Origin of the sequence: Methylococcus sp. EFPC2 (assembly GCF_016925495.1) — a bacterium.
In the GTDB taxonomy this organism is placed as follows: Bacteria; Pseudomonadota; Gammaproteobacteria; order Methylococcales; family Methylococcaceae; genus EFPC2.
In genome coordinates this window covers 3,626,648-3,650,677 of the sequence record NZ_CP070491.1, presented here as the reverse complement: position 1 = coordinate 3,650,677, position 24,030 = coordinate 3,626,648, and the positions used below count along the sequence as shown (strand labels likewise).

Annotated in this window: 23 protein-coding genes; 9 read left to right on the top strand and 14 right to left on the bottom strand. The window is 63.6% G+C overall.

Going from position 1 to position 24,030, the window contains the following annotated elements:
• The first annotated feature begins 99 nt into the window (after window positions 1-99).
• Together tsaD and smbP are read left to right on the top strand one after the other, a co-directional pair.
• Window positions 100-1,110, top strand: coding sequence for a tRNA (adenosine(37)-N6)-threonylcarbamoyltransferase complex transferase subunit TsaD (gene tsaD / locus JWZ97_RS15590; RefSeq protein ID WP_205431084.1), 1,011 nt, complete (start codon window positions 100-102; stop codon window positions 1,108-1,110).
• A 207-nt stretch (window positions 1,111-1,317) separates the two neighbouring features.
• The gene (gene smbP, locus JWZ97_RS15585) at window positions 1,318-1,653 is read left to right on the top strand and encodes a small metal-binding protein SmbP (protein ID WP_205431083.1); all 336 of its coding nucleotides are present in this window, start codon (window positions 1,318-1,320) and stop codon (window positions 1,651-1,653) included.
• A 44-nt stretch (window positions 1,654-1,697) separates the two neighbouring features.
• Here the strand turns inward: smbP and JWZ97_RS15580 are convergent, their stop codons facing one another.
• Together JWZ97_RS15580 and JWZ97_RS15575 are read right to left on the bottom strand one after the other, a co-directional pair.
• Entirely contained in the window at window positions 1,698-2,297 is a 600-nt protein-coding gene (locus JWZ97_RS15580; protein ID WP_205431082.1) for a YigZ family protein, read from the bottom strand.
• Window positions 2,294-2,893, bottom strand: a complete 600-nt coding sequence (locus JWZ97_RS15575) for a pseudouridine synthase (protein ID WP_205431081.1) — start codon at window positions 2,891-2,893, stop codon at window positions 2,294-2,296. Before JWZ97_RS15575 ends, JWZ97_RS15580 begins: the two co-directional genes overlap by 4 nt.
• 291 nt (window positions 2,894-3,184) lie before the next feature.
• Between JWZ97_RS15575 and JWZ97_RS15570 the strand changes: the two genes are divergently transcribed.
• The gene (locus tag JWZ97_RS15570; protein ID WP_240342373.1) at window positions 3,185-3,961 is read left to right on the top strand and encodes an RNA methyltransferase; all 777 of its coding nucleotides are present in this window, start codon (window positions 3,185-3,187) and stop codon (window positions 3,959-3,961) included.
• Window positions 3,962-3,992: 31 nt separating this feature from the next.
• On the opposite strand, the gene JWZ97_RS15565 is transcribed toward JWZ97_RS15570, so the two are convergent.
• The 6 genes from JWZ97_RS15565 to JWZ97_RS15540 form a co-directional block, all read right to left on the bottom strand.
• Window positions 3,993-4,379: a hypothetical protein gene (locus tag JWZ97_RS15565; protein WP_205431078.1), complete on the bottom strand. Its 387-nt coding sequence runs from the start codon at window positions 4,377-4,379 to the stop codon at window positions 3,993-3,995.
• Window positions 4,380-4,693: 314 nt separating this feature from the next.
• The gene (locus tag JWZ97_RS15560; RefSeq protein WP_240342372.1) at window positions 4,694-5,989 is read right to left on the bottom strand and encodes a TolC family protein; all 1,296 of its coding nucleotides are present in this window, start codon (window positions 5,987-5,989) and stop codon (window positions 4,694-4,696) included.
• A 2-nt stretch (window positions 5,990-5,991) separates the two neighbouring features.
• A complete protein-coding gene (locus JWZ97_RS15555) occupies window positions 5,992-9,090 on the bottom strand; it encodes an efflux RND transporter permease subunit (protein ID WP_205431074.1) in 3,099 nt (1,032 codons plus the stop codon).
• A 12-nt stretch (window positions 9,091-9,102) separates the two neighbouring features.
• On the bottom strand, window positions 9,103-10,242 hold the full coding sequence (locus tag JWZ97_RS15550; RefSeq protein WP_205431072.1) for an efflux RND transporter periplasmic adaptor subunit: 1,140 nt from the start codon (window positions 10,240-10,242) through the stop codon (window positions 9,103-9,105).
• 78 nt (window positions 10,243-10,320) lie between these two features.
• Window positions 10,321-10,548: a hypothetical protein gene (locus JWZ97_RS15545; protein WP_205431070.1), complete on the bottom strand. Its 228-nt coding sequence runs from the start codon at window positions 10,546-10,548 to the stop codon at window positions 10,321-10,323.
• The gene (locus JWZ97_RS15540; RefSeq protein ID WP_205431068.1) at window positions 10,545-11,444 is read right to left on the bottom strand and encodes a TIGR01777 family oxidoreductase; all 900 of its coding nucleotides are present in this window, start codon (window positions 11,442-11,444) and stop codon (window positions 10,545-10,547) included. The genes JWZ97_RS15545 and JWZ97_RS15540 overlap by 4 nt, the downstream gene beginning before the upstream one ends.
• A gap of 201 nt (window positions 11,445-11,645) precedes the next feature.
• Here JWZ97_RS15540 and JWZ97_RS15535 point away from each other — a divergent pair, with 201 nt between their 5' ends.
• Window positions 11,646-13,073 carry a deoxyribodipyrimidine photo-lyase gene (locus JWZ97_RS15535; protein WP_205431066.1) on the top strand — a complete coding sequence of 476 codons (1,428 nt, stop codon included), beginning with the start codon at window positions 11,646-11,648 and terminating at the stop codon, window positions 13,071-13,073.
• 65 nt (window positions 13,074-13,138) lie between these two features.
• Window positions 13,139-13,480 carry a PilZ domain-containing protein gene (locus tag JWZ97_RS15530; RefSeq protein ID WP_205431064.1) on the top strand — a complete coding sequence of 114 codons (342 nt, stop codon included), beginning with the start codon at window positions 13,139-13,141 and terminating at the stop codon, window positions 13,478-13,480.
• 8 nt (window positions 13,481-13,488) lie between these two features.
• On the opposite strand, the gene JWZ97_RS15525 is transcribed toward JWZ97_RS15530, so the two are convergent.
• From JWZ97_RS15525 to JWZ97_RS15505, 5 genes are all read right to left on the bottom strand, one after another.
• Window positions 13,489-13,791: a DUF3240 family protein gene (locus JWZ97_RS15525; protein WP_205431062.1), complete on the bottom strand. Its 303-nt coding sequence runs from the start codon at window positions 13,789-13,791 to the stop codon at window positions 13,489-13,491.
• 51 nt (window positions 13,792-13,842) lie between these two features.
• On the bottom strand, window positions 13,843-16,884 hold the full coding sequence (locus tag JWZ97_RS15520) for an efflux RND transporter permease subunit (RefSeq protein ID WP_205431060.1): 3,042 nt from the start codon (window positions 16,882-16,884) through the stop codon (window positions 13,843-13,845).
• Window position 16,885: 1 nt separating this feature from the next.
• Window positions 16,886-17,986: an efflux RND transporter periplasmic adaptor subunit gene (locus JWZ97_RS15515; RefSeq protein WP_205431059.1), complete on the bottom strand. Its 1,101-nt coding sequence runs from the start codon at window positions 17,984-17,986 to the stop codon at window positions 16,886-16,888.
• A complete protein-coding gene (locus JWZ97_RS15510; RefSeq protein WP_205431058.1) occupies window positions 17,983-19,242 on the bottom strand; it encodes a TolC family protein in 1,260 nt (419 codons plus the stop codon). The genes JWZ97_RS15515 and JWZ97_RS15510 overlap by 4 nt, the downstream gene beginning before the upstream one ends.
• A 100-nt stretch (window positions 19,243-19,342) precedes the next feature.
• Window positions 19,343-19,747 carry a hypothetical protein gene (locus JWZ97_RS15505; protein ID WP_205431057.1) on the bottom strand — a complete coding sequence of 135 codons (405 nt, stop codon included), beginning with the start codon at window positions 19,745-19,747 and terminating at the stop codon, window positions 19,343-19,345.
• Between the two features lie 500 nt (window positions 19,748-20,247).
• Between JWZ97_RS15505 and JWZ97_RS15500 the strand changes: the two genes are divergently transcribed.
• The 3 genes from JWZ97_RS15500 to JWZ97_RS15490 all read left to right on the top strand — a co-directional run bounded on the left by JWZ97_RS15500 (window position 20,248) and on the right by JWZ97_RS15490 (window position 22,664).
• Entirely contained in the window at window positions 20,248-21,021 is a 774-nt protein-coding gene (locus JWZ97_RS15500) for a hypothetical protein (RefSeq protein WP_205431056.1), read from the top strand.
• A 548-nt stretch (window positions 21,022-21,569) separates the two neighbouring features.
• Window positions 21,570-22,007 (top strand): DUF6524 family protein, encoded by a 438-nt coding sequence (locus JWZ97_RS15495; protein ID WP_205431055.1) that lies wholly within the window; start codon window positions 21,570-21,572, stop codon window positions 22,005-22,007.
• 9 nt (window positions 22,008-22,016) lie between these two features.
• Window positions 22,017-22,664, top strand: coding sequence for an MBL fold metallo-hydrolase (locus tag JWZ97_RS15490; protein WP_205431054.1), 648 nt, complete (start codon window positions 22,017-22,019; stop codon window positions 22,662-22,664).
• Window positions 22,665-22,808: 144 nt separating this feature from the next.
• Here the strand turns inward: JWZ97_RS15490 and JWZ97_RS15485 are convergent, their stop codons facing one another.
• On the bottom strand, window positions 22,809-23,213 hold the full coding sequence (locus tag JWZ97_RS15485) for a hypothetical protein (RefSeq protein ID WP_205431053.1): 405 nt from the start codon (window positions 23,211-23,213) through the stop codon (window positions 22,809-22,811).
• A gap of 80 nt (window positions 23,214-23,293) precedes the next feature.
• On the opposite strand from JWZ97_RS15485, the gene JWZ97_RS15480 reads away from it, so the two are divergent.
• Window positions 23,294-23,911 carry a hypothetical protein gene (locus tag JWZ97_RS15480; RefSeq protein WP_205431052.1) on the top strand — a complete coding sequence of 206 codons (618 nt, stop codon included), beginning with the start codon at window positions 23,294-23,296 and terminating at the stop codon, window positions 23,909-23,911.
• The last annotated feature ends 119 nt before the right edge of the window (window positions 23,912-24,030 follow it).

The following is a 24,030-nucleotide window of genomic DNA, read 5'->3' as shown; positions in this document are numbered from 1 at the left end:
TATTACGAAAAATTAAATAAAGCCCGTCTTCGGGGCTACCGCGGGAAATAGACGCGGGATTATACTCGCCACCCTGACCAAATCAAAAGACTTGTGCGCATGTACGTGCTCGGCATCGAAACCTCCTGCGACGAAACCGGCGTCGCCGTTTATCACGCCAAGCGCGGCTTACTGGCGCACACGCTGTTCAGCCAGGTGGAGCTTCACGCCGAATACGGCGGCGTCGTACCGGAACTGGCCTCCAGAGACCACATCCGCAAGCTGGTACCCCTGATCAAGCAAGCCATGGCCGATGCCCAACTGACATCGAGCCAAATCAACGGCGTCGCCTACACCGCAGGCCCCGGCCTGATCGGCGCCCTGATGGTCGGCGCATCGGTGGCACGCAGCCTGGCCTGGGCCTGGGATGTGCCGGCCGTGGCCGTGCACCACATGGAAGGCCACTTGCTCGCCCCCCTGTTGGAACCGAATCCGCCGGACTTTCCCTTCGTCGCACTACTGGTATCCGGAGGCCACACCCAGTTGGTGCGTGTGGACGGCATCGGCCGTTATCGCCTGCTGGGAGAATCGCTCGACGACGCCGCTGGCGAAGCCTTCGACAAGACCGCCAAACTCATGGGCCTGGGCTACCCCGGCGGCCCGGCCTTGGCCCGGCTCGCCGAGGAGGGACTCGCGGACCGCTTCGAATTTCCCCGCCCGATGACCGATCGCCCCGGACTGGACTTCAGTTTCAGCGGCCTGAAGACCCACACTCTCGTCACCCTGGCCGGCACCGATGGCACCCACCAGGACAAGGCCGACGTCGCACGGGCGTTCCAGGAAGCTGTGGTGGACACCATTGTGATCAAATGCCGCCGAGCGCTGCGGGAAACCGGCTTGAAACGCCTGGTAGCGGCCGGCGGGGTCAGCGCCAACCGGCTGATACGGAAAAAGCTGGCCGAACTGGCCAGCCGCGAAAGTGCCTCGGTGCATTTCCCACGTCCCGAGTTCTGTACGGACAACGGCGCCATGATCGCCTATGCCGGCTGTCGGCGGCTGCTCGCCGGCCAGCGCGATTCGCTCGAGATTCTCGCCCTCCCACGCTGGCCACTGGAATCAGTCACTCCTTGAGCACCTCCCCGCCCGCACTGCGCATAATCATATGGGCGAAACGTCTTGACTTGAGTAGCCGCGGCCAAAATACTGGGGCCGCCTGCGCAAGACGGGCTTCATCCAAGGCGCAACCGGACCGCGCTCGTTTCTGGCGGCCACGCCGGAGGCGTCGCCCCTCCAGGTTGCGTCAATAATCATATGGAAGATCACCAAGAGGTTTATGCAATGAAAAAATTACTGATAGCCTTGGCGAGCGCGCTCGCACTGTTCGGCTCTTTGGCCTTCGCTGAAACCGAACACACCACTCAAAGCCTGGAACATGCGAAAGCGGCGATTACGCACGGCGAAGCCGGGCATGCTCCGGTCCTGGTCGAGCATGCGCAAACCTCCTTGACACACGCCGAAGCCGCGGAAAAAGCGGAACACAACCCGCACACCGCGGAAGCCATCACCCACCTCAAGCAGGCGATCGAGCACGGCAAGCTGGGCCACGCCGACGTCGGAACGACCCACGCCAAGGAAGCGGTCAAGCATCTCGAACTGGCTCTGCCGAAGAAGTAAGAGCGTCAAGCCGCCCGCCTCCAAGCGCTCCCCGGAGGCGGGCACTAAGGCGACGAAACGGATGCCGATCGCCCTTTTGTCGCGTCCCTCAACCCGGTCTGGAACCGCTCGATTTCTGCCTGGGCCAGGGTAAAACGCAGCTTCACCCCCCGCTCGTGGTACTCCTCCGCCCGCTCTTCCGCGCCGTGGCTGTCCAGCAGGCGGTACAACACGCCCAGATGCTCGAAAAACACCTCCACCGTCAGCGTCTCCCGCGGGCTTTCTTCTCTTTTCGGCGCGCTGCGTAAGGCCTCGGCCGCGACGCCGCCGTAGGCGCGCATCAATCCGCCTGCGCCCAGCTTGGTGCCGCCGAAATAGCGAATGACCCCGACCACCACATGATCCAGCCCCATGCCGTCGATGGCCCGGAGGATGGGCTGTCCCGCCGTGCCGCCCGGTTCGCCGCCATCGCTGAAGCGGTATTGCTGACCGATCTTGTAAGCCCAGCATAAGTGGGACGCATCGGGATGACGCTGGAGGACACCGTTGAGGAATCGCAAGGCCAGCTCCGGCGTATCGGCCCGGTCGGCATAAGCGATGAATACCGAGGCCTTGACCTCTTCCTGGTGGGTCGCGAGCTCCGCCAGCGTGAAATAGGCGCTCATGATAGGCGGCCATTTCGGGGGCGCGAAGGGGATCGGTGTCCGCGCGGCGGCACGGACACCGACAATTCGCGCCACTCGCCGGGAGACAAACCAGCCAAGGTCCATTCGCCGATGGCATAACGGATCAGGCGCAAGGTGGGAAAACCGACCGCGGCGGTCATCCGGCGCACCTGTCGGTTGCGGCCTTCGCGCAGCGTCAGCTCGATCCAGCTTGCCGGAATGGCGGCGCGATAGCGGATGGGCGGGTCGCGCGGCCACAAGCCGTGCGGTTCGCCGATCAGCCTGGCCCCGGCGGGCCGGGTCGGGCCATCATTTAGAAGCACGCCGCCGCGCAAGCGGCTCAGGGCCGTTTCATCCGGCAGGCCTTCCACTTGGGCCCAATACACCTTGGCCATTTTGTGGCGAGGGTCGGCGATGCGGGTCTGCAGCGACCCGTCATCGGTGAGCAGCAGCAGACCCTCGCTGTCGCGATCCAGCCGCCCCGCCGGATAGACTCCGGGAATGTCCAGGTAATTCGCCAAAGTGGCACGCCCTTCGCGGTCGGTGAACTGCGTAAGTACGTCGTAGGGTTTGTTGAACAGGATCAGGCGGGCCATGCGCGTGGCTCCGCGTCGGTTTCCGTTAGAATAAGGCGTTTTTGCATGGAACCAGTTTACATGAGCCACTCCGACAAACCGAAGCGCCCGCCCGCCAAACCCGGAAGCCGGCCCACCGAGGCCACTCCACGCAAGCCGCGGCCAAAAACCGTCGGCAAAAGCTCGGCCGACCGGGCATCGGCGGAAGCGCGACCCGACCGGAAGGCGGCACGGAGCGCCGATCCGCGCGTCGCTCGCACGGAACCTGGACGGGGACACGAGAGGCCACGTCCGGGCCGCCCGGACAAAGGCGTGACGCACGACCGAGGCGAGAAAAAAACGGCGCGCGCGCTAGCCACAACATTCGACAAGATTGCCGGCTTGTCGGCGATATCCGCCTTGTTCGAGCGTGAGCCCGAACGAGCCCTCAGGCTCTATTACGCCGAAGAACTGAAGCATGAGGCCGGCCCGTTTTGCGCCCAGATGGCCCGCATGCACAGGCCTTACCGGCTGGTCGGCGACGAGGAACTCACCCGCATCGCCGGTACGGTACTGCATGGCGGCATCGTAGTCGCCGCCGCTCCCAAGGAAGTGATCGACGTCGACTGGGCCGAAGTCAGCCGCTGGGCGCAGCAAGGAAAGCCGCTGCTCGTGCTCGACGGTGTCGGCAATCCCCACAACCTCGGCGCCATCGCCCGCACCCTGGCCTTCTTCGGCCACGAGCGCCTGCTGGTTTCAGACCATCCCGCCCAGGCCGGCCTTTCCGACGCCGCTTACCGCATTGCGGAAGGCGGGCTGGAGGCGGTGACCCTCTATCGACTCGCGCATCTGCCCCAGGCCTTGAAACGTCTGCAAACCCACTACCGGATCGTGGGTTCCGCGCTGTCGCCCACCGCGGCGCCCATCGACGACATCCCCCCCGACCCTCGCCCGACCTTGCTGGTGCTGGGCAACGAAGAACACGGCGTCCCGCCGCAAACCCTGGCGGCCTGCGAACTCGTCGCCACCATACCCGGCAGTGGCACCGTGCAATCGCTCAATGTCTCGGCCAGCGCGGCCATATTGATCTATGCGTTGATGCGGTCCTAGCGGGCAACGACGAGCCGCCCAACACCGGCAATTAACGATCGCTTCCCGAAGTCGGCTGTGCCGGCCGCAGCGGCTTGACCCGCACGATGCCCTCGACACCGTGTTCGAGCAAGCATTCGTCGAATGTTTCCGTATCCAAGTAGCGGATCAAGCGGGGATCGCTTTCCGCCGGCGTCGCTACGCCGAGACGCAGGGCATGGTTGCGGCACTCGTCAACCGCTGATCGGGTTTCATCGACGACTTTCGCCTCCCAGCCATGCTCGGTCATACAGATCCGATAAGCCTTTTCGTCGTAGCCGGCGTCCAAGTCGAGTTCGCTCATGCCGCCGGCATTCATCCGGACCTTGGTCTTGAAAGCCGCCGAGGTGCGGCAAGACTGCGCGTCGAGATAGAAACCGTCGTCATCGTTATGCCACAAGGACTCATCCAGACCGAGCGCCGTGCATCCCGCCACAAGCGGCGACAGGATGAACACGGCGGCGCACAGCCGGGTGCGGAGCGGTTTTGCCCCGGCAGGTCTTGTTGGAGCATGGGGACGATGAGATCTGAACACGGGGACTCCCTGTTTTTAAGTGGCCAGAGAGCGCAGGACTCCACCGCGCGCCGCACGCGCCGGTGTGGACTGCTACGCCCTCGTCGGCCGGCGAGTGTGCATGAATTCGATCCGCTCGTCGATTCGAGCTGCAGGGGGCTCAACAGCGGCCCGCGGGAATTCAGCGCGATCTCCCGCGATCAATTTTGCGCTTTGCCGCTTTCCAGGGTGGACACCAGTAAACCCGATGCTTTCAATGCATCCAGCTCGGCCTCGGTTTCGGCCTGGATCAATTCCACATGGCTGAGCCGGATGTCGGTGCGCGAGCGGGCGGCGTCGAGCAGCTCCAGCAGGGTGCCCTTGCCCAGCCGGTAAGCGCTCTCCGCCATTTGTTTAAGATCGGGCAGCCTCCCCAGCACTTCCCGCTCGAACTTGTCGAGAGACGCGCGACGACGCGCCAAAAGCTCGACCGCCCGGTCCAGCTCCGTGCGGGTCTTCGCACGCAGCAGATCCCGCTCCAGCAGCACCGTCTGCTTTTCCGCCGCCGCGCGCGCCATGCCGCCCTGTCCGCGGTCGAACAGGGGCAGTTCGACGGAAACGCCGGCGAAGAACGCGTTGCCGTAAGGGCGATTGGTGAATGCACTGCCCAGCAGGATCGAAGGCGTCGGCCAGCGCTCCCGGCGGGCCTGCTCCAGTCCGGCATCGGCGGCCTGCTCCGCGCGCTGCGCTGCGACCAGCTCGGGGTTGCTGTGTTCCGCCTCCTCCCACAGGCGGCGGGAGTCCGCCGCGATACCTATGGGGGCCAGCGTGCCGAGCGCGTCCGGCTTCCAGTCGGGGAATCCCAGCAGCATGCCCAGTTCGCCACCGGTCGCGGCGAGATCCGCGCGCGCACTGTCCAGCCGGGTTTCCACCGATTGCGCCTCCACGCTCATGCGCAACACGTCGTAAGGGCTGGCGCTGCCGGCCTGTTCGCGTCCGGCGACCAGGGTGCGCAGATAGTTCAAGTCCTGCGCAGCCTGCTCCAGTATGGCGACGCGCTCGCGCCCGACCAGCAGCTTGATGAACAGCGTCCAGACATTACGGGTCAGTTCGGCGAAATCGGCCTCGACTTCGGCTTCCGTCTTGGCCACGCGCTTTTCCGCCGCCTCGACCCGGGCTCCGCGCTGACCCGCGATCTGTACCGGCACTTCCAGGGTGTATTCCTGCTGCACGTTGCCGTCGTACATCGTGTTCTTCTGGCTGAGCAACTGGTAACGCCCATAGGTGATGCGCGGATTGGGCAGCACGCCGGCGGCGACGATTTCGGCCCGGGCGGTCCCGATCTGCGCGCGGGTGGCGGCGACCCGCGGACTCTGTTCGCGGGCGATTTGCAGCAACTGCTGGATGGTTACGGACTGCGGCAGGCTGGCTTTGGCCAGGTCGTCGGCGACTGCGCAAGTGCCGACCAACAGCAGGCCCAGCGCCAGCGGGCGTAATCGGAGGAGTGATCTCGGCATGGTCATTCCAGTAATTCGTCGGCTTCTTCGGGCGATATCAGCCGTTTGGGCGTGATGTAGGAATAGATGACGGGCAGCACGAACATGGCCACGAAGAAGGTGGTGAACATGCCCCCGACGATCACCACGGCGAAGGGCTGCTGGGTTTCGCTGCCGATGCCGGTGGAAACGGCCATGGGCAGCAGGCCGAGCAGTGCCAGCATGGAGGCCATCAATACCGGCCGCAAACGTTCCGTGGCGCCTTCGACGATGGCCTCGTTGAGGGCGCGGCCGGCGTGACGACGCTGCTCCGTGGCGCTGAGCACCAGCAGCCCCATCAGCGACACCTGGCCCAACAGGGCGATGAATCCGATGGTGGCGCTGACCGACAGCGGGATGCCCGCCAGGAACAGGACGAACAATCCGCCGGTCATGGCGAAGGGCGTGGAAAGCAGGATGGCGAAGGCGCTGCGGGCCGATTGCAGGGCGCTGTAGAGCAGACCCAGAACGATGATGACGGCGACCGGAATCACCACGCCCAGGCGGGCCATGGCGCGTTGCTGGTTCTCGAATTCGCCGCCCCAGACGAAGAAGTGCCCTTCGGGCGCCTTGACCTTGGCCTCGACGACCGCCATGGCATCATGCACCACCGAACCCAGATCGCGTCCCTCGACGTTGAACTTCAACGCGAGGAAGCGACGGTTGGCTTCGCGCTCGATCGAGGTCCGGCCGCCCGTGACCCGCAGATCGGCGATTTCGCGCAAGGGAATGCGGGCGCCGGACGGCGTGGGGACCATCAGATTGGCGATCTGTTCCGCGTCGCTGCGTTCGGTGCCGGGCAAGATCACCCGGATCGGCACGGCCCGCTCGTTCTGCCACAGTTCCGTGACGACTCGCCCCGCCATGGCGGTTTCCAGAGTGTCTTGCGCGGCATCCACCGAGACGCCGTGGCGAGCCAGGGCCGGCCGGTTCAGCTCGATTTGCAGCTGTGGGACGCGGGATTCACGGTAGAGATCCAGCTCGATGACGCCCGGAACGCTTTTGAGCATCGCCTTGGCTTCTTCCAGGGTGGCGCGCATCTTCTCCAGATCGGTGCCGTAGATTTTCAGCACGACCTTGCCGCGCACGCCGCTCACGGCTTCTTCCACATTGTCCTTGATGGGCTGCGAGAAATTGAAGCGCACCCCGGGGATCACCGCCAAAGATTCGCGCATGGCATCCACCAGCCTGTCCTTGTGCCAGCCTTCGCGCCATTGGTCGCGCGGCTTGAGGTGCACGAAGGTTTCGCTCATGTTCACGCCCTCGTTGTCCGTGCCGTCCTCGGAGCGCCCCTGCTGGCTGAGTATGCTCTTGACCTCGGGGAATTGCAGCAGGCGCTCGCGCATATCGACCAAAATGTCCTGGCCCTTGGCCAGTGCGATGCTGGCCGGCATTTCGACGAACACGTGCACGTCGCCCTCGTCCAGTTCCGGCAGGAATTCGGTGCCCAGCCGGCTGCCCGCCACGCCGCCCAAGGCCAGCAGCACCAGGGCGGAGGCCATCACCAGGGCACGCCGGCGCAGAAACCGATCCAGCAGGCGGCGGTAAATCTTGCGTATCCGCACCAAAAAACCGGGCTCCTCGATGACCGCGTGCTTGGGATGTATCAGCGCGGCGCACAGCGCCGGCACTAGGGTCAAGGCGAACACCAGTCCGCCCACCAGCGCGAAGCTGTAAGTCAGGGCGAGGGGCCGGAAGATGCGGCCCTCGACCCGCTCCAGCGTAAATACCGGCAGCAGCGCGGCGATGATGATGAGCATGGCGTAGAAGGTTGGCTTGGCGACGTCGAACGCCGCCGTGACGATCAGCTTGACCATGTCGCGGCTGGACTCGGGCTTCTCGTGGGTGGCCTGGTGGATGACGTTTTCCATCAGCACCACCGCGCCGTCGAGGATGATGCCGAAGTCGATGGCGCCCATGGAAATCAGATTGGCCGGCAGCCCCATCTGATAAAGGCCAGTGAAGGCGATCAACAGCGACAGGGGTATCACCAGGGCGACGATCAGCGAACCGCGCACGCTGCGCAGGAATAGCCAGACCACGCCGACGACCAGCAGGAAACCGTGCAGCAGGTTGTCGTATACCGTATGCAAGGTGTTGTGAACGAGTTCCGTGCGGTCCAGGAAGGGCACGATCTTCATGCCCGCCGGCAGTATGCTCTTGTTCAGCTCATCCACTTTCCGATGCACGGCGTCCAGCACGCGCGAGGGATTCTGCCCGCGCCGCAGCAGCACGATGCCCTCCACGGCCTCCTTCTGATCGTCCATGCCGACCGTGCCCTGGCGCGGCGTGTAAGCCTGCACCAGGCGGGCCACGTCGCCCACCGTGACCGGGGTTCCGCCGGTGCTTTTCAGCGCGATGTTCTTGACATCTTCGGGGTTGGCGAGAAAGCCGACGCCGCGCACCACCATCTGCTGGTCGCCGTGGCGTAGGAATCCGGCGCCGACGTTGCGGTTGGCGCTGGCGATGGCCTGGTTCACCTCGTCCAGAGTCAGGCCGAAGGACTCCAGGCGGACCGGATCGATTTCGACATGGATTTCCTTGTAGTAGCCGCCGAAGGTCAGGACGTCGGCCACCCCCTGCACCTGACGCAAGGCCCGCGAAACGTTCCATTCCATTTCCGAACGCAGTTCGTAGAGCGAATGGCGGTCGCTCACCACGACGAATTTGTAGATCTCGCCGAGCGGCGTGTAATCGGGCGCCAGTACCGGCGTCACGCCTGCGGGCAGCTCGGCTCCGGTGATGCGCTCGGAAATCAGGGTGCGCGAATGGAAGCTGTCGACGTCGTCTTCGAAGGTGATGGTGATGAGCGACAGTCCGAACAGGCTTTGGCTGCGCATCTGCAGCATGTCGGGCGTGCCGTTCAGCACGCGCTCGAGGGGCACGGTGACTTGCCGCTCCACCTCCTCCGGGGCATAGCCCGGATGCAGGGCGATCACCGTGACCTGGGTGTTGGTGACGTCCGGATAGGCCTCGATCGGGGTATCCAGATAGGCGTGGATGCCGACGGCGGCGATCAGCGCGGTGACGACGATGGCGGCCAGGCGTCGGTGCACGCAATATTCGATCAGGATTTTCAGCATCGTCGGCCCCGATCAGAGCAGCATGGCGGCTTCGGCGTCGATCAGCAAAGCGCCCTTGACGACCACGCGCTCGCCGCCTTGCAAACCTTCCAGCACCGGAGTCATGCCCTCGCGCGCCTGACCGACCAGCACGTTGCGGGGCTCGAACAGGCCTTCGGCAATTTCCACGTAGACGATGGTTTGCTTGCCGTCCTTGATCAGCACGGCCGAAGTCGGCAGCACGATTTGCTTGGGCGCGGTGGCCTGTATGGACACGCGGGCGAACATGCCCGGCCGCAACGGCACCTCGGCGCTGTCCGTTTCGATGAACACCGAGGCGCGACGCAACTCGGCCTGGATGGCCGCGCTTTCGCCCACGACATGGCCCGTGATGGGATGGTCCAGAGAGGGGATATCGATGGTGACTCGAGAGCCTTTTTCCACCAGCAGCAGGTCGCGTTCGAAAACGTCGGCGATGATCCAAAGAGCGGACGACTCACCCAGATCGAAGAGGGCCGCGCCCGGCTGGACGGCGGAACCGACCGCCGCATTCGCTTTCAGCACGGTGCCTGCCACAGGGGCATGTACGATGACCTCTTCGCCGGATCCCTCGCCGAGCATGCGCAAGGCTTCCAGGCTGCGGGTGTAATCGGCGCGGGCTTCGTCCCGTTGCGCTTCCGCATCCAGGCGCTCGATTTCCAGTCCAACCCCCGTGCGTTTCATTTCTTCCTGGCGGCGATAGTGGTTTTCCTCGCGCTCCAGTTCCGCCTTGGCGCGCAGGAAATCCGAGCGCATCTGCGCAGCTTCCGCGCTCGCCAAAGTTGCCAGCGGGTCGCCCGCCTTGACCTTGTCGCCCACCTGCACGTGTATTTTGCTGATCCTGCCGGCCACCACCGTGCCCGCGGAAGAAATGGCCTTGGCCCGGAAATCCACGTGCGCCGGCGCACTGATCGCACCCGCGAAAGGCTTGGGCTCTATGGTCGTGACCGAGATATAAGGCAGTGATTCGGGGCGCAGCCGCACCCCTCGGCTCTTCATCTGCGCGCCACCCGCGTCTCCTTGTGCATCCAGGCTCTCTTGGTCCGCCAGAGGGGTTTGAGTGGGAGATTCGGGCGAGCCGCAACCCGCGGCGGCCACCGTCAGAAGAAGGGCGAGAAAAAAGGGAGTCCGCATGATGATGGTAATTATGTCGCGGTCGCGCAGAATGGTACGGTGTCGAAATTATATTACGCTTCAACAGGGCTCACTAAGTCACCACAAGGTGCTGACCGCCACCACCTCGTTATTGGCATCCAGTTCGATCAGCAGCAGGTCGCCGTTGCGTTCCTTGGCCAGATAATACGGCCCGGCCAGATGCAGGATGAGCGGATCGGAAACCACCTGGTGCACGGCGGCAAATCCCTCCTCCGTGGCGCCGCAGCGGGTAAGGGCGGCGAGCAGCAGCAGGACGGCACCGATGCGCAGGAACCAAGCATTCACGGCCGCAACACATCTTCCAGCGCCGGCTGCAAATGCGGAAAACGGAACGCGTAGCCCGCCCGGAGAATACGCTCGGGCAGCACCCGCTGACCGCCCAACAACAGACCCGCCAGCTCGCCCAGCATGAGTTTCAGCATGGCGGCGGGCACCGGCAGGCCGGCCGGCCGCTTCAGGCTTTGCGCCAAGATGCGGGTGAATTCGGCATTGGTGACCGGATCGGGGGCGGTCAGATTGAATGCGCCGGAAAGTTGCGGATCTTTCAACAAGAAGTTCTGGATGGCGATGTGGTCAGCCAGATGAATCCAGCTCATCCACTGCTTGCCGTCGCCTATGCGCCCGCCCAGACCGGCCCGGAACAGCGGCAGCATTTTTTTCAGGAACCCGCCGTCGCGGCCGACGACCAGCCCGCTGCGCAGCACGCAGACGCGGATACCCAGCGTTTCGGCCTTGCGCGCCTCGGCCTCCCATTCCAGGCATAGGGTATGGGTGTATTCGACATGCGGTGGACTGGATTCGTCCAGCGGCGTATCGCCCTGGTCGCCGTAGTAACCGATCGCCGAGGCGCTGAGCAATGTATCCGGCTTATGTCGCAACCGGGCCAAACGGCCCACCAGTTCCCGAGTGACGTCGACCCGGCTGGCGCGAAGCTGGGCCTTGCGCGCCGCCGTCCAGCGCGAGTCGGCGATCGGTTCGCCGGCCAGATTGATGACGGCATCGTAGCGCGCGTCGTCGCAGATCAGATCCAGCGAGCCTAGAGGGGTGACGGGCCCGCACACGCCGCGCACTCGCTCGGATGGCTGCCGGCTCAGCACCGTCAATTCGTGCCCTTGCGCGAGCAAGTCCGCGCACAGCGCCCGACCGATGAAACCAGTACCGCCGGTGATCAAGAAATGCATGGGCGATCTCCTTCAGGGAATTTCTATGGCACAGGCGCCGTGCGCACCGCGGCGGCGAAAATGCCAAGGCTGGGGCTCATCGCTGTGGTCCTCCCGCGGGTTGCTGCCCACTTTTGAGCCTAGCCCGACGTCAAAGTTCAGGCTCGACTGGAAACACGCCGAGACGAAAGCCGATAGACTGCGCCGTAAAAAGGACCGCTCATGGTGACTTCCCTGCTCTGGTTCCGCCGCGACTTGCGGCTAGCCGATAACCCAGCCCTGTGCGCGGCCGTGGAGGCCGGGCCGGTGATCCCGGTTTATATCCACGATCCCGAAGCCGGCGGCGACTGGCCGGAGGGTTCGGCGAGCCGCTGGTGGCTGCATCACAGCCTAGCCGCCCTGGATGGTTCTGTGCGCGCCCTCGGTTCACGGCTGATCGTCCGGCGCGGGCCGCCGCTGACTGTCTTGCGGGAATTGCTGGCCGCAACCGGCGCCCGGCGGGCCTGCTGGAACCGGCGTTACGAGCCGGCCGCTATCGCGTGCGACGGCGAGCTCAAGCGCGAATTGCGGGCGGATGGCTGCATCGTGCATACCTACAACGCCGCGTTATTGTACGAGCCCTGGCAGATCACGCACGGACGGGATCGACCCTACCAAGTTTTCACGCCTTTCTGGAAAGCCTTGCAGGCCCGGGGCTTGAGCCAGACCCTCCTGACCGCGCCGGCCGCTTTACCATCGGTGCCTGAAAATCTGGCCAGTTTGTCTCTGGAGGAACTCGAACTACTGCCGCGCGTCGCCTGGGACGATGGCCTGCGCGAACATTGGCGACCGGGCGAGGAAGCCGCACTGAACCGGCTTGCCTCATTTCTCGATTCCGCCCTGACGGACTACCACGACGCGCGCGACCGGCCGGATCTCGACGGTGTTTCCCGGCTTTCACCGCATCTGCATTTCGGCGAGATCGGCCCGCGCCAGATCATCCAGGCGCTATCTGCGCGAGGCGCCATCGGCGCCGGCGCGGACTCTTATCTGCGCGAGCTGGCCTGGCGCGAATTCGCCCATCACCTCCTATACCATTTTCCGCAGACCGCTTCGGAATCCTTGGACCCGCGCTTTCATTCGTTTCCCTGGGCCGCGCCGGAACCTGCCTTGCTCGCAGCCTGGCAGCGCGGCCGCACCGGCATTCCTATGGTCGACGCCGGCATGCGCGAACTGTGGCACACGGGCTGGATGCATAACCGGGTACGCATGATCGTCGCCTCTTTCCTGACCAAGAATCTGCGCATCCACTGGCTGGAAGGCGCGCGCTGGTTCTGGGACACCCTGGTCGACGCCGATCTCGCCAACAACACCTTGGGCTGGCAATGGACCGCCGGCTGCGGTGCCGATGCCGCGCCTTATTTCCGCATCTTCAATCCCGTACTGCAGGGCCGGCGTTTCGACCCCGAAGGCAACTATGTGCGCCGCTGGGTGCCGGAACTCGCGCACCTTCCGGCCGCTTATATTCACCACCCCTGGGAGGCGCCTGCGGGCATACTCAACGCCGCCGGCGTGCGGCTGGGCGTGAGCTATCCTTTGCCCGTCGTCGATTTGAAGCACAGTCGGGAAGAGGCTTTGGCGGCGTATTCGTCAATCAAGTCGACCGGCTAGCCCCCGGGCTTGAGCCGCCCAGCTCGGACGGCAGGCAGATACCACGGGTATGAGAGGGAAAGAAGATGAACCAAAGAAAAATACCGCGCCGCCATCTGATCTTTTATCTGCGGGTGTTCGATCGGGAAACCGGCGTGCCGGTCGGCAACCTGGTGGACATCACTTCCGAAGGCGTCATGCTGGTGAGCGAGCATGAGCTGGGGGTCGGCAATCTTTACCATCTCCGCATGGAGCTTCCCGCCGAAATGTTCCCCCACGGCCGCCTGGATTTGGACGCCGAATGTTTATGGAGCGGCAACGACGTTAATCCCGAGTTTTTCGACAGCGGTTTCAGGCTACTGAACATCGATGAAAAGGCCCTGTCGTGTATCCGCTATCTGCTCGACATGTACGGCTTCGCCGACTGATCCGGCAGTCAAAGGTGGCCGCTTTCCGTGACTGGCGAAATCCAGTAATGGAGGCCGGTACCCTGGAAGTCCTGCTGGAGCCGCGCGATGAATTCGGCAGTCTCCCTTTCCGGCAGGTGGATCTGGAAGCGTACCTGCTTCTTGCGCCCTGCCACCTGCTCGGCCAGGCTGAGCCCCTGCAACTGGCTGGAATGGCCATGAACCGGAAAGCTGGTGAACCCGCGCGTGGTTTCGAGGCCCAGCAGCCAGTCGACCAGGGCTTCCTCGATTGAGGGCGAGACGGTGAGTGTAATCAGATTATGTGCCGTCATATGCTTTCTTTTTCGACTAAGTGCCGGGCAGACAGGCCACCCGGCTTGGCTTCAACCAAAACGCCGGTAGAGTATCGGCAGCAGTATCAGAGTGAGCAGCGTTGAGGTGACCAGGCCGCCGATCACCACCACCGCCAGCGGACGCTGGATCTCCGAGCCGGGCCCGGTGGCGAACAGCAGGGGTATCAGGCCGAAGGCGGCGATGCTGGCGGTCATCATCACCGGCCGCAGCCGGCGCAGCGAACCGACCACCACCACCCGGCCGATTTCCATGCCCAGCGCGCGCAACTGGTTGAAATAGCTCAGCATTACCACGCCGTTCAACACCGCGATGCCCAGCAGGGCGATGAAGCCCACCGAGGCCGGCACCGACAGGTATTCGCCGGAGATCCACAAGGCCACGACGCCGCCTATCATCGCCAGCGGGATGTTGGACAGCACCAGCACCGCCTGTTTCACCGAGCCGAAGGTGGTGAACAGCAGCAGGAAGATCAGGCCGATGGAGACCGGGATGACCAGGGCCAGACGTGCCGCGGCGCGTTGCTGGTTCTCGAACTGTCCGCCCCACTGGATGTAATAGCCCTTGGGCAGTTCGACGTTCTTTTCCACCGCGGCGCGGGCGTCGGCCACGAAACCGACCAGGTCACGGCCCCGCACGTTGCTGCGCACCACGGAGAAACGCTGGCCGCGTTCGCGGGCGACCGACACCACGCCTTCGACCCGCTCGATCTTGGCGACGGCGGACAGCGGCACGCGCTGATTGTTGGGCAAACTCACCTGCAAGCCTGAGAAATTGGCCGGATCGCCCGCACCACGCAGAAGCAGGGGCGTGCGGCGTATGCCTTCCTGCACGATGCCCAGCTTCAGCCCCTCGATCTGGGCGCGCAGCATCTCTTCCAAGCGGTCGCCGTCCAGGCCCAAGCGGCCGGCGGCGAGGCGGTCGATCTTTAGTTGCAGATACTGCATGCCCTCGTTGCGGGTGGTGAACACGTCGGACGCGCCGGGTATGGTGCGCAGCAGCGCGGCGATCTCCTCCGCCTTGGCGTTGAGCACGGCCAGATCGGCCCCGTAGAGTTTGACCGCCACGTCACCGCGCACGCCGGTGAGCATTTCCGTCACGCGCATCTGGATCGGCTGGGTGAAACCGAATGCGATGCCGGGAACGGTTGCTATCACCTTGCGGATCTCCTCGATGAGTTTTTCCTTGCTGTCCATGCGCCACTCATCGCGCGGCTTGAGGATGAGGAAAGTGTCGGTCTCGTTCAGGCCCATGGGATCCAGGCCGATCTCGTCGGCGCCGACGCGGGCCACCACACGGGTGACTTCCGGCACGTGCTGCAGGATCGCTTCCTGGATGCGGCCGTCCAGGCGCACCGACTGGTCCAGATTGATGGACGGCAGCTTTTCCACCTGCACGATGATGTCGCCCTCGTCCATGGTCGGCATGAAGGTCTTGCCGATCTGGGTATAAATCACGGCCGTGATGGCCAGCAGCACGCCGGCGGTGACAAGCACCACGCGGGTATGTTGCAGGCACCAGTCCAGCGCCGGCTCGTACAGACTATGCAGGGTACGCGGCAGCCAGGGCTCTTGGTGCGACATCGTTTTCAAGAGAAACGAGGCCAGCACCGGGATGACCGTCAGCGACAGCAGCAGCGAGCCGCTGAGCGCGAACACGATGGTCAGCGCCACCGGCCCGAACAGCTTGCCCTCCAAGCCTTGCAGGGTCAGCAGCGGCAGGAAGACGATGACGATGATGAGTATGCCGGAAGTCACCGGCGCGGCCACTTCGCGTACCGATCGGTAGATCAGGTGCAAACGCGGCAGGCTATGGTGCTTGCTTGCGTCGCCCAGTTGCGTGGCGATGTTTTCCACCACCACCACCGCGGCGTCCACCAGCATGCCGATGGCGATGGCCAGGCCGCCCAGGCTCATCAGATTGGCCGACATGCCGAACCAGCGCATCATGATAAAGGTGAACAAGGCCGCCAGCGGTAGCGAACAGGCGACGGTGAGGGCCGCGCGCCATTCGCCGAGGAATAGCATCAGCAGCACCAACACCAGCACCACCGCTTCCACCAGGGCCTTGCTGACGGTGTGCACGGCCCGCCCGACCAGATCGCCGCGGTTGTAGAACACGTCGACCTTCACGCCTTCGGGCAGGGCCGGCTTGATTTCCTCCAGCTTGGCCTCGACGCCCTCCACCACCTGCCGGGCGTTGGCTCCGCGCAGACTCAGCACCAGTCCCTCGGTCACCTCGCCCTGGCCGTTCTGGCTCACCGCGCCGTAGCGGGTCAACGCGCCTATGCGCACCTCGGCCACATCGCCCACGGTCACCGCGACGCCGTCCGGGCTGGCGATGACGATGGCGCGCACGTCATCCAGTGTCTGGATGCGGCCTTCGGCGCGCACCAGCAGCGACTCCTCACCCTCCGTCAAACGCCCGGCGCCGTCGTTGCGGTTGTTGGATTTCAGCGCCTCGGTGAGTTGCTGGATGCTGATGCCGCGCGCGGATAATCGGCCGTTGTCGGGTATCACCTCGTAGCTGCGCGCCAGGCCGCCCAGGGTGTTGACGTCGGCCACGCCGGGCACGGTGCGCAAGGCCGGGCGGATGACCCAGTCGAGCAGGTTGCGCCGCTCCATCAGGCTCAGTTCGCCGCCTTCGACGGTGAACATGAACATTTCGCCCAACGGGGTAGTCATGGGCGCGATGCCGCCCTCGACGCCTTCGGGCAGGCTGCCCCACACCCCGTTGATGCGCTCGGCGATCTGCTGGCGTGCCCAGTAGATGTCGGTGCCTTCCTCAAAATCGACGGTGATGTCGGTCAGCGAATATTTGGCGATGGAACGCAGCATGGTCTGCTTGGGGATGCCCAGCAACTCCACCTCGATGGGCGCGGTGATGCGCGCCTCGACTTCCTCGGGCGTCATGCCCGCCGCCTTGACGATGACCTTGACCTGGGTCGGCGAGACGTCGGGAAATGCGTCGATGGGGATGGTGGTGGTGGCGTAATAACCTCCGCCGGCCAGGAGGAAGACCAGCAGCAGGATCAGCAGGCGCTGCGTGAGCGCGAATTGAATGAGGCCGGCCATCTCAATCGCCCCCCCCGCCTATGCCGACCCAACTGGCCTTGAGAGCGGCCACGCCCTGCACCACCACTTCATCGCCCGGCTTGAGCCCGGCATGGATGATCGCCTCACGCTCCTCCTTGCTGGCCACGCTCACCTCGCGTGGCGCATAGCCGCCGGATACGCGCACGAAGACATAGTCCTTGCCTTCCTGGCTGGCCAGCGCGCCTATCGGCAGACGGAACAAATCGTCGCTGCTGGCGTGCATGAGCTGCACGTTGACGTGCTGGCCGGGCCTGATGGCATCGGTGCGTCCGCTCACCACCGCGCGGACCAGGGCGCTCTGGCTGGCCGGGTTGATGGCCTGCCCGATGTGGGTGATATGTGCGTTCAAGCCGGTGTTCTCGATGGCCACCGAGTCGCCGACTCGTGCTTCCGCCAGGCGCTCCATGGGCATATCGATCTCCAGCCACAATTCGTCCAGCTTGCCCACCTTGAACAAGGGTGCCAGCAGGTCGACGCGTTGGCCGGGGGCGGCCAAGCGTTCCAGGATCACCCCGGCGAATGGCGCATGTACCGTCAATGTGCCGTCCAGCTTGTGGTTGCGCTTGAGGGTGCGGATTTCCGCGGCGCTCATGCCCACGGAAGTCAACAATTGGTCGGCCTCCTTCTGGGCGGTGAGATAACGTTCGTGATCGGCGCGGGTCTCCTCGTAGCGGATGTGGGCGATGATGCCTTCGGCCAGCAGGGTCTTGTCGCGATTCAGCTTGGCGCCGGCCAGGCGTAACTGGGTGTCGGCATCCAGGGCGGCGCGTTGCAGGGCGAGCAGTTCGGCGCTGCGGATCTGCGCCAGCGTCTGGCCGGCCTGCACTTCCACACCCAGCGCGACTTCGATCTTGTCGACGAACCCGGCCACCGGCGCGGCCACCGTCTGCTCGTTCTGCGGCGGCAGGCTGACCCGGGCCGGGGCGCGCGCCAACGGCATCTGGTGCGTGACCTGAGGCTTCAAGGTCTTGATGCCGATGTGCTGGGACTGCTCCGGCGTCATCTTGAGCAGGTTATCCTGCGCTTGAGCCAAGCCGCCCAGCGCCAGCCAGGCGAGTATCGTCAGCTTGAACATCCTCATGGCATCACCCCCACGACCTGGTTGTAGAACGCGGTATCGCGCTTGAGCAATATCGCCCGCTCCGCGGCATCGCGGATGGCGGCCTGGGCGTTGGCCTGGATCTTCAGATAATCGATGAGCGGTATCTCGCCGGCCTCGAAGGCCAGCTTGCTCATGCGCAGATGGGTCTCGGCGATTTCCCGGCGCCGGCCGGCCAGTTCCAGCGCCTTCTCGTCCACTTCCAGATTGTGCTGGGCTTCGTGCAAAGCTTTTTCCAGCTGGCGCAGCAGGGTTCCGCGGTCGGCGATTTTCTGATTCAGCGTGAGGCTGGCGCCAGCCACCTGGGGCGCGTTCCAGGCCTCGCCGCCAAAGGGAATCTGCACGACCAGATTGGTGCCGTTGTCGTAGCCTTCGCCGCGCGCGCCCCGGTCGTGCTGGGAGCCGATGAGGATGGAGGGCTGGTTGCCCTGTTTGGAAAGTCGGGTGAATTCCACCTCGGCTTGCGCGCGCTCGACCACGGCATTGGCGGCGGCGACCGCCGGATGCTGTTCGGCGATTTCGTGCAGCGGGCTCTTATGCTCGTCGTACACGGCGGGAGCGCGTTCCATGCGGGTCAGGTTCTGATAGGCCTTGCGGGCGTGCATCACCTCCGCCTCGGCCAGCACCAGCAGGTTTTTCTTGTCCAGCAGATCGCTCTCGGCCATCAGTTGATCGGTGCGGGCCAGATCGCCGAGCTCCACCCGCCGCGTGACAGCATGCAGAGTCTGTTCGGACACCTCGTAGACCTTGCGGGCCAGCTCGTGCCGGTTTTCGACCAGCGCGAGGTTCCACAAAGTCTCCCTGACCAGGCCGGCCACCTCGTGCTTGACCGCATCGGCAAAGCGCCGGGCACCCTTTTCGGCCTCGCCGGCCACGTTGCGGCTGGCGGCGCGCTGGCCCCACATCCACACGGGAATCTGGTAGCCGGTCTGGATCTCGTTGCGCCCCCGGTCGTTGAACGGCGCATCGTTGATCCACTGCAGGTAGACCATGGGGTAGCCGGCCACCAGGCTGTCGCTACGCCGGTGCAAGGCCTGCGCCTCGTCTTGCAGGGCGGCGATCACCGCACCTTGCGGATATTGTTGGAAAGTGGCATCGACCACTTGCTGCAAGCTGAGCTTGGGATCGGACCGCAATTCGTCGTAATGGTCGACGTAGCGTAGGTCCTCGGCGGCGAAGACAGGGCCGAAAAGACAACAAAGGCCGATCAGGGCGGCCACTCGGATTGGGGCGGACATAGAGAACTCTCCACGGGTGGGCATCGCGGCGCCTCGCCGGGCGCGCGATCCGGGCATACGTCCCCCGCCATCGCGAAAGACGGCGGGCGACGGACTGACATCAATGGGTGAGAGTAGTCCTGGGAGGGCCGCGCGGCTCCGAGGCGGCGTACCGGACACGCTGGCCGGTTTGCGTGGCGTGAACGACGGAAACGGTCTGCGCCGACGTCGGGCTCACGCGGATGCGGTCTGGCAGGACGGCCGGCGCATCGCTACCGGGGCCGGGCGCTAGCCCGTCGCCGTCCGACTTGAGAGCCGGGGCGAGACCGATCACAAACTCCGCTATACCCCGGTCGGCGCCGATTTCGATTCCCGCGGGGGAAGTCCGCGACAGGACCTCCAGTTCGGGCAGGTGAGGAAAACCCACCGTCACGCCTGCCCCGCCACTATGGGCATGGACCAGCGGGGCGAACATTTGCATGAGCGCCAGCAGGCCGATGAGCAGGAAACGGGATGTGAACAGCATGTCGCCGGAGTTTAACTCGCTAGTAGCCGTAAGGCGCGAGTATACGGGAATCTTCGATTCGCACGCACGAAAATTCCCTGTCCCGCCGAATCAGGACCGAATGAGGCGTATGCGGGAGTTCGGCGTGGCGACAGGCATCTCACCGGTGGATAAACAATTTACTCTCAGGAACTACACCGGCTTTTTCCTTATTCCCGAAAGTCGAAATCTTTCGAAACCAGCCCGAACCCGGCGTTCGGCAAGTAAAGTCGCCCATGAGCGTGCCCGCATGGCGGGTCAAGTTTGCGCTTGCCGTCGTGAAAATAGCGGTTCAGACTAAGCCGGTCCACCTGCGGTAGTGTGCACTCCATGCGGTTTCGACGGAGGATGGGGACCGGCTTGGTTCCATGACATCGAAGGGAAGGATATAAACCGAGAGGGTCGCCGACACGGAAACCGTGCCCGGCACTTTACATGCAACAACGCGTCTTTCTTTCCATCATTACGGGGTGAATATCGTCATGCAAGCCGAGCATTCCAGCTTTTTACAGTATTTCTTTGTCGCGATCGCCTTATTTCTGGTGCTTTTTTATTTCCTACGGAAAAAGCAAGCCGGTGAACTCATTCCGGATGAAATCTCCGCCGATACTCAGGGTTCGCCGGCCGGCGAAACCGTAGGCGGGGCCATTGCAGGAGATTTGGTGCTGGAACGCCGCCATTCCACCGGCGACCTCCCGGCTACTGCGGCAAGCAGAGCGGATTCCTCAAATACTCCGGAAGATTCCGTACTGAAAAGGCATTATCTCGCTCACCTGAAATACCTGATCGAGGAGGTCAGTGCTCAGCGCCCGACCGACAGCGTATTGCGCCGCCATCATGAACAATCGGTAGCCAGCGAATTGGAAGCCGTCTTGAGCGACGACTCGAAACTGAAAAACCTTATTCGCATCTACGACGAACACCGAAAAACCGCCTTGAGCCGGCGCCTATCGCTTGTCGAACGCGCAGTGATCGAACCGGGGCCAGTCGAATCGACGACCACGGCCCATGCTCCGACGTCCTCGGCCCCCCCTGCCTCCCACCTCGGCGTTCCTGAAGACTCCGTGCTGCGACGGCATTTTCAGACGCACATAAAGTCCCTGATCGAGTCCCTGAGCTTTCCGCTCCCGACCGACAGCGTGCTGCGTCGCCATTACGAGCAATTCATCGCGAGCGAACTGGAAGACGTATTGAGCGACGGCGTGAAATTGGAAAGCGTGGCCCGCCGTTACGACGAGTTGCGTAAAAGCGCCTGATTCAGACCGAGCTTACGTAGCCCCGCCACTGCCCATGGGTGCCCGCATGGCGGGCATTCAACGATCCTACGCCGTATTGCTCGGCATGTGCGGCCAACGCCGGGGCTGATCCTCCGCGGCCGGGACGGCCGGTATTGTGTCGACCGCCCCACCGCCCGCCAGTTGCCCCGCGCCGCATACCCCCGGCCATAGCCGATCTGGCAACGGCCTATGCCGGAATCGCCGGGTACAATCTAAGCTTCTGCAGTCGTAGTAATCGGGGAGTTCGCCCCTGCCATTTAGTGTGCGTCAAACCAACCGACGATAGGCTGGTGGCTCCCCGAGACATCGGACCGAAGCCGGTCAGCGACTAAGGACCCCGCGTCCACCCTCATGCGACCCGCGCCTCGGCCCCATCATCTGCGGGACATCGCATTTGGCTGCGCTTTGCCGATATCCATGCCGATCGCGCACGCGGTATATTTTTGCCGCGCACTCCCGAGATCCCCGGCTATCACGACGCACGCCGGGCTACGACTGGAGCCCTTTCGAAACTACAGGGATAAAACATGAATAACACTTTCGGTCCCAGCGGCTTTCTCGTCCGTTTTGCCCTGGCGCTGCTACTGGTCTTCGCCACCTATAACCCCGGCGGCTTGTCCTATTTCCACTGGCTGATCGTGCCGACCTACGACGGGCCGGACAAGTCCTGGGCAGACTCCCACGCCCTCAAATTCCTAGCTGGCGCCGTGTTGCTGGCTGGATGGGCGATCTTCCTCAATGCCACCCGTTTATCCCTCGGCTTTTTCGGAGTGGTTCTGACTGTGGCGCTGTGCGCCGGCATCATCTGGTTCGCGGCAGAGCTCGATTTGTTCGCCGCGGACGATCAGGTCGTCATCACCTACCTCACTCTCGTGGTCGTAGCCATCGTGCTCGCCGTCGGCCTGTCCTGGTCGCACTTACACCGGCGCCTGACCGGGCAGGTGGACGTCGATGAAGCCGATTGAGGGGCGCCCATGAGCCTAAAAGCCCAAGTCATTGCCGTCACCCCTCTGCAGCAAAACTGCACGCTGCTGTGGACCGATGAAACGGGAGTAGGCGTGGCGATAGACCCGGGCGGCGATCTGGACGAAATTCTCGCCGCGGCGAAAGAAGCGGGCGTGCGCCTGGTCAAGATCCTCCTGACCCATCCCCACATCGACCACGCCGGCGGCACTGCCGAACTGGCCCAGCGGCTGGGCATCCCCATCGAAGGGCCGCAAAAGGAAGACCAGTTCTGGATAGACCTGCTGCCCAAGCAATGCGAGATGTTCGGCTTTCCGCCCGTCGAACCCTTCACCCCCGACCGCTGGCTGGAAGAGGGCGACACCGTGCAGTTCGGCGACGAAACCCTGGAAGTCCTGCACTGCCCCGGCCACACCCCCGGCCACATCGTCTTCTTCCACCGCCAAGCGCGCCTCGCCATCGTCGGCGACGTTCTGTTCAAAGGTTCCATAGGCCGCACCGACTTCCCCCGCGGCGACTACGACGCGCTCATCCGCAGTATCCGCGAAAAATTATTTCCGCTCGGCGATGATGTGGTTTTCATACCGGGACACGGACCGGTATCCACCTTCGGCGACGAACGGCGAACTAATCCTTTTGTGGGAGATGGAGCGCGATGAAACCGTGCGGTTCTCCGGGAGGCGCTGGAAAACGGGTTACTTTGCACTATCGTTAGTGCGACGTCAGTGAACCACGCGAAACGGCTGCGTAGCAGCGATCATTATATCGCCACGCCGGCACCGCCCCTGACGACAACCCCGAAGTTAGGTGCCATAGTCAATTGCCACGATGCGCCCATTCAGCCATCCGAACGAGTCTTGCTTTTCTTCGACCGGGATTACTCCGTCGCTCCGTTCGATGAACTCTTCCGTGTCAAACGCGCACCAATCCGCATCCGTCAGTGGCTTCGCTCTTGGCATTACAACCAGCCATCCGCCGGGAAGCGAAAACAGCACAGGGCATAACTCAGCCCACCGCGTGCGCCAGAACTCACGCTCTTGCATGTTGGCGAGCAGCCCATTCAAGAACGTCCGCCATGTACTCAACCGCGGAACCTTGATAGCCATCCTCCCAACCAGCAGCACAGCCCGCGTGGCCCCTAACTCCACGGTCAACGCGGACGCTGCGCCTGTTGGCGTCGTTGAGGGTGTCTGTGTCTGGTCGTTCATGGCTTCGTTTTCCTTTCGTGGCGCGCAGCGCCGGTTACCTCGAAGATAGATTCGCCGGGCCCTGCGACTGGAGGTGCATCATGGCCAAGATTTTTCTGTTCTTCCCATTCAAGAATTATTCCGAAGACGATGTCCTGAAAGAGGATGTAGAAGACCTGCGCAAAAGCGGGCTGAAGTTTGAAGTAATCGTTTGGCAGAGACCACCTGTGACCCTAAGGGACGTCGGGGACGATGACCTTCTCATAATCGCGGGCCACGGCGACTTGGGCGACGGTACGTTGGCAATGAACGGCAAGGCGGGCGATGTGGCGATCACGGCGAGTGAGCTGGCCGAAATGCTCGAGACAGGCGGCCTGGCCAAGAGCCACCAGAGCATTCTGCTCATCACCTGCTTCGGCGGGGGTAGCTCGAAGATGAAAAACCCCACGGGTGCCGCACGCGTACCGGCTGCTGATTTAATTGTCAAAAACAATAAGAAGGGAGAATGCCTCGCATCTATCCTCGGGAAGGCGTTGGGGATGAGGCGCTATTTCAGTATCCTTGTCGGGGGCTGGCCCGGCAGTTTCATCTCATCGGACCCGGATTTCGGCACCCGTTCAAGCTTCGAGGCTCGGGACAACGAGTACGTGCTGGCCCAACTGGATCACATCCAATGGTTCGATTGTAAGGGGAGTAATACGGTTTCGGCACCTGCGTAAGGCGGAACCGGTTTTTATTCGGTTCCGCCGGAGGGAAAACGCTCCACGGTGCCAGCCGTTCCCCAGCGTTTTGTGATGAGTCGAGGATGGTTTGATTTTCCGCTGCTTGATTGGCGGAT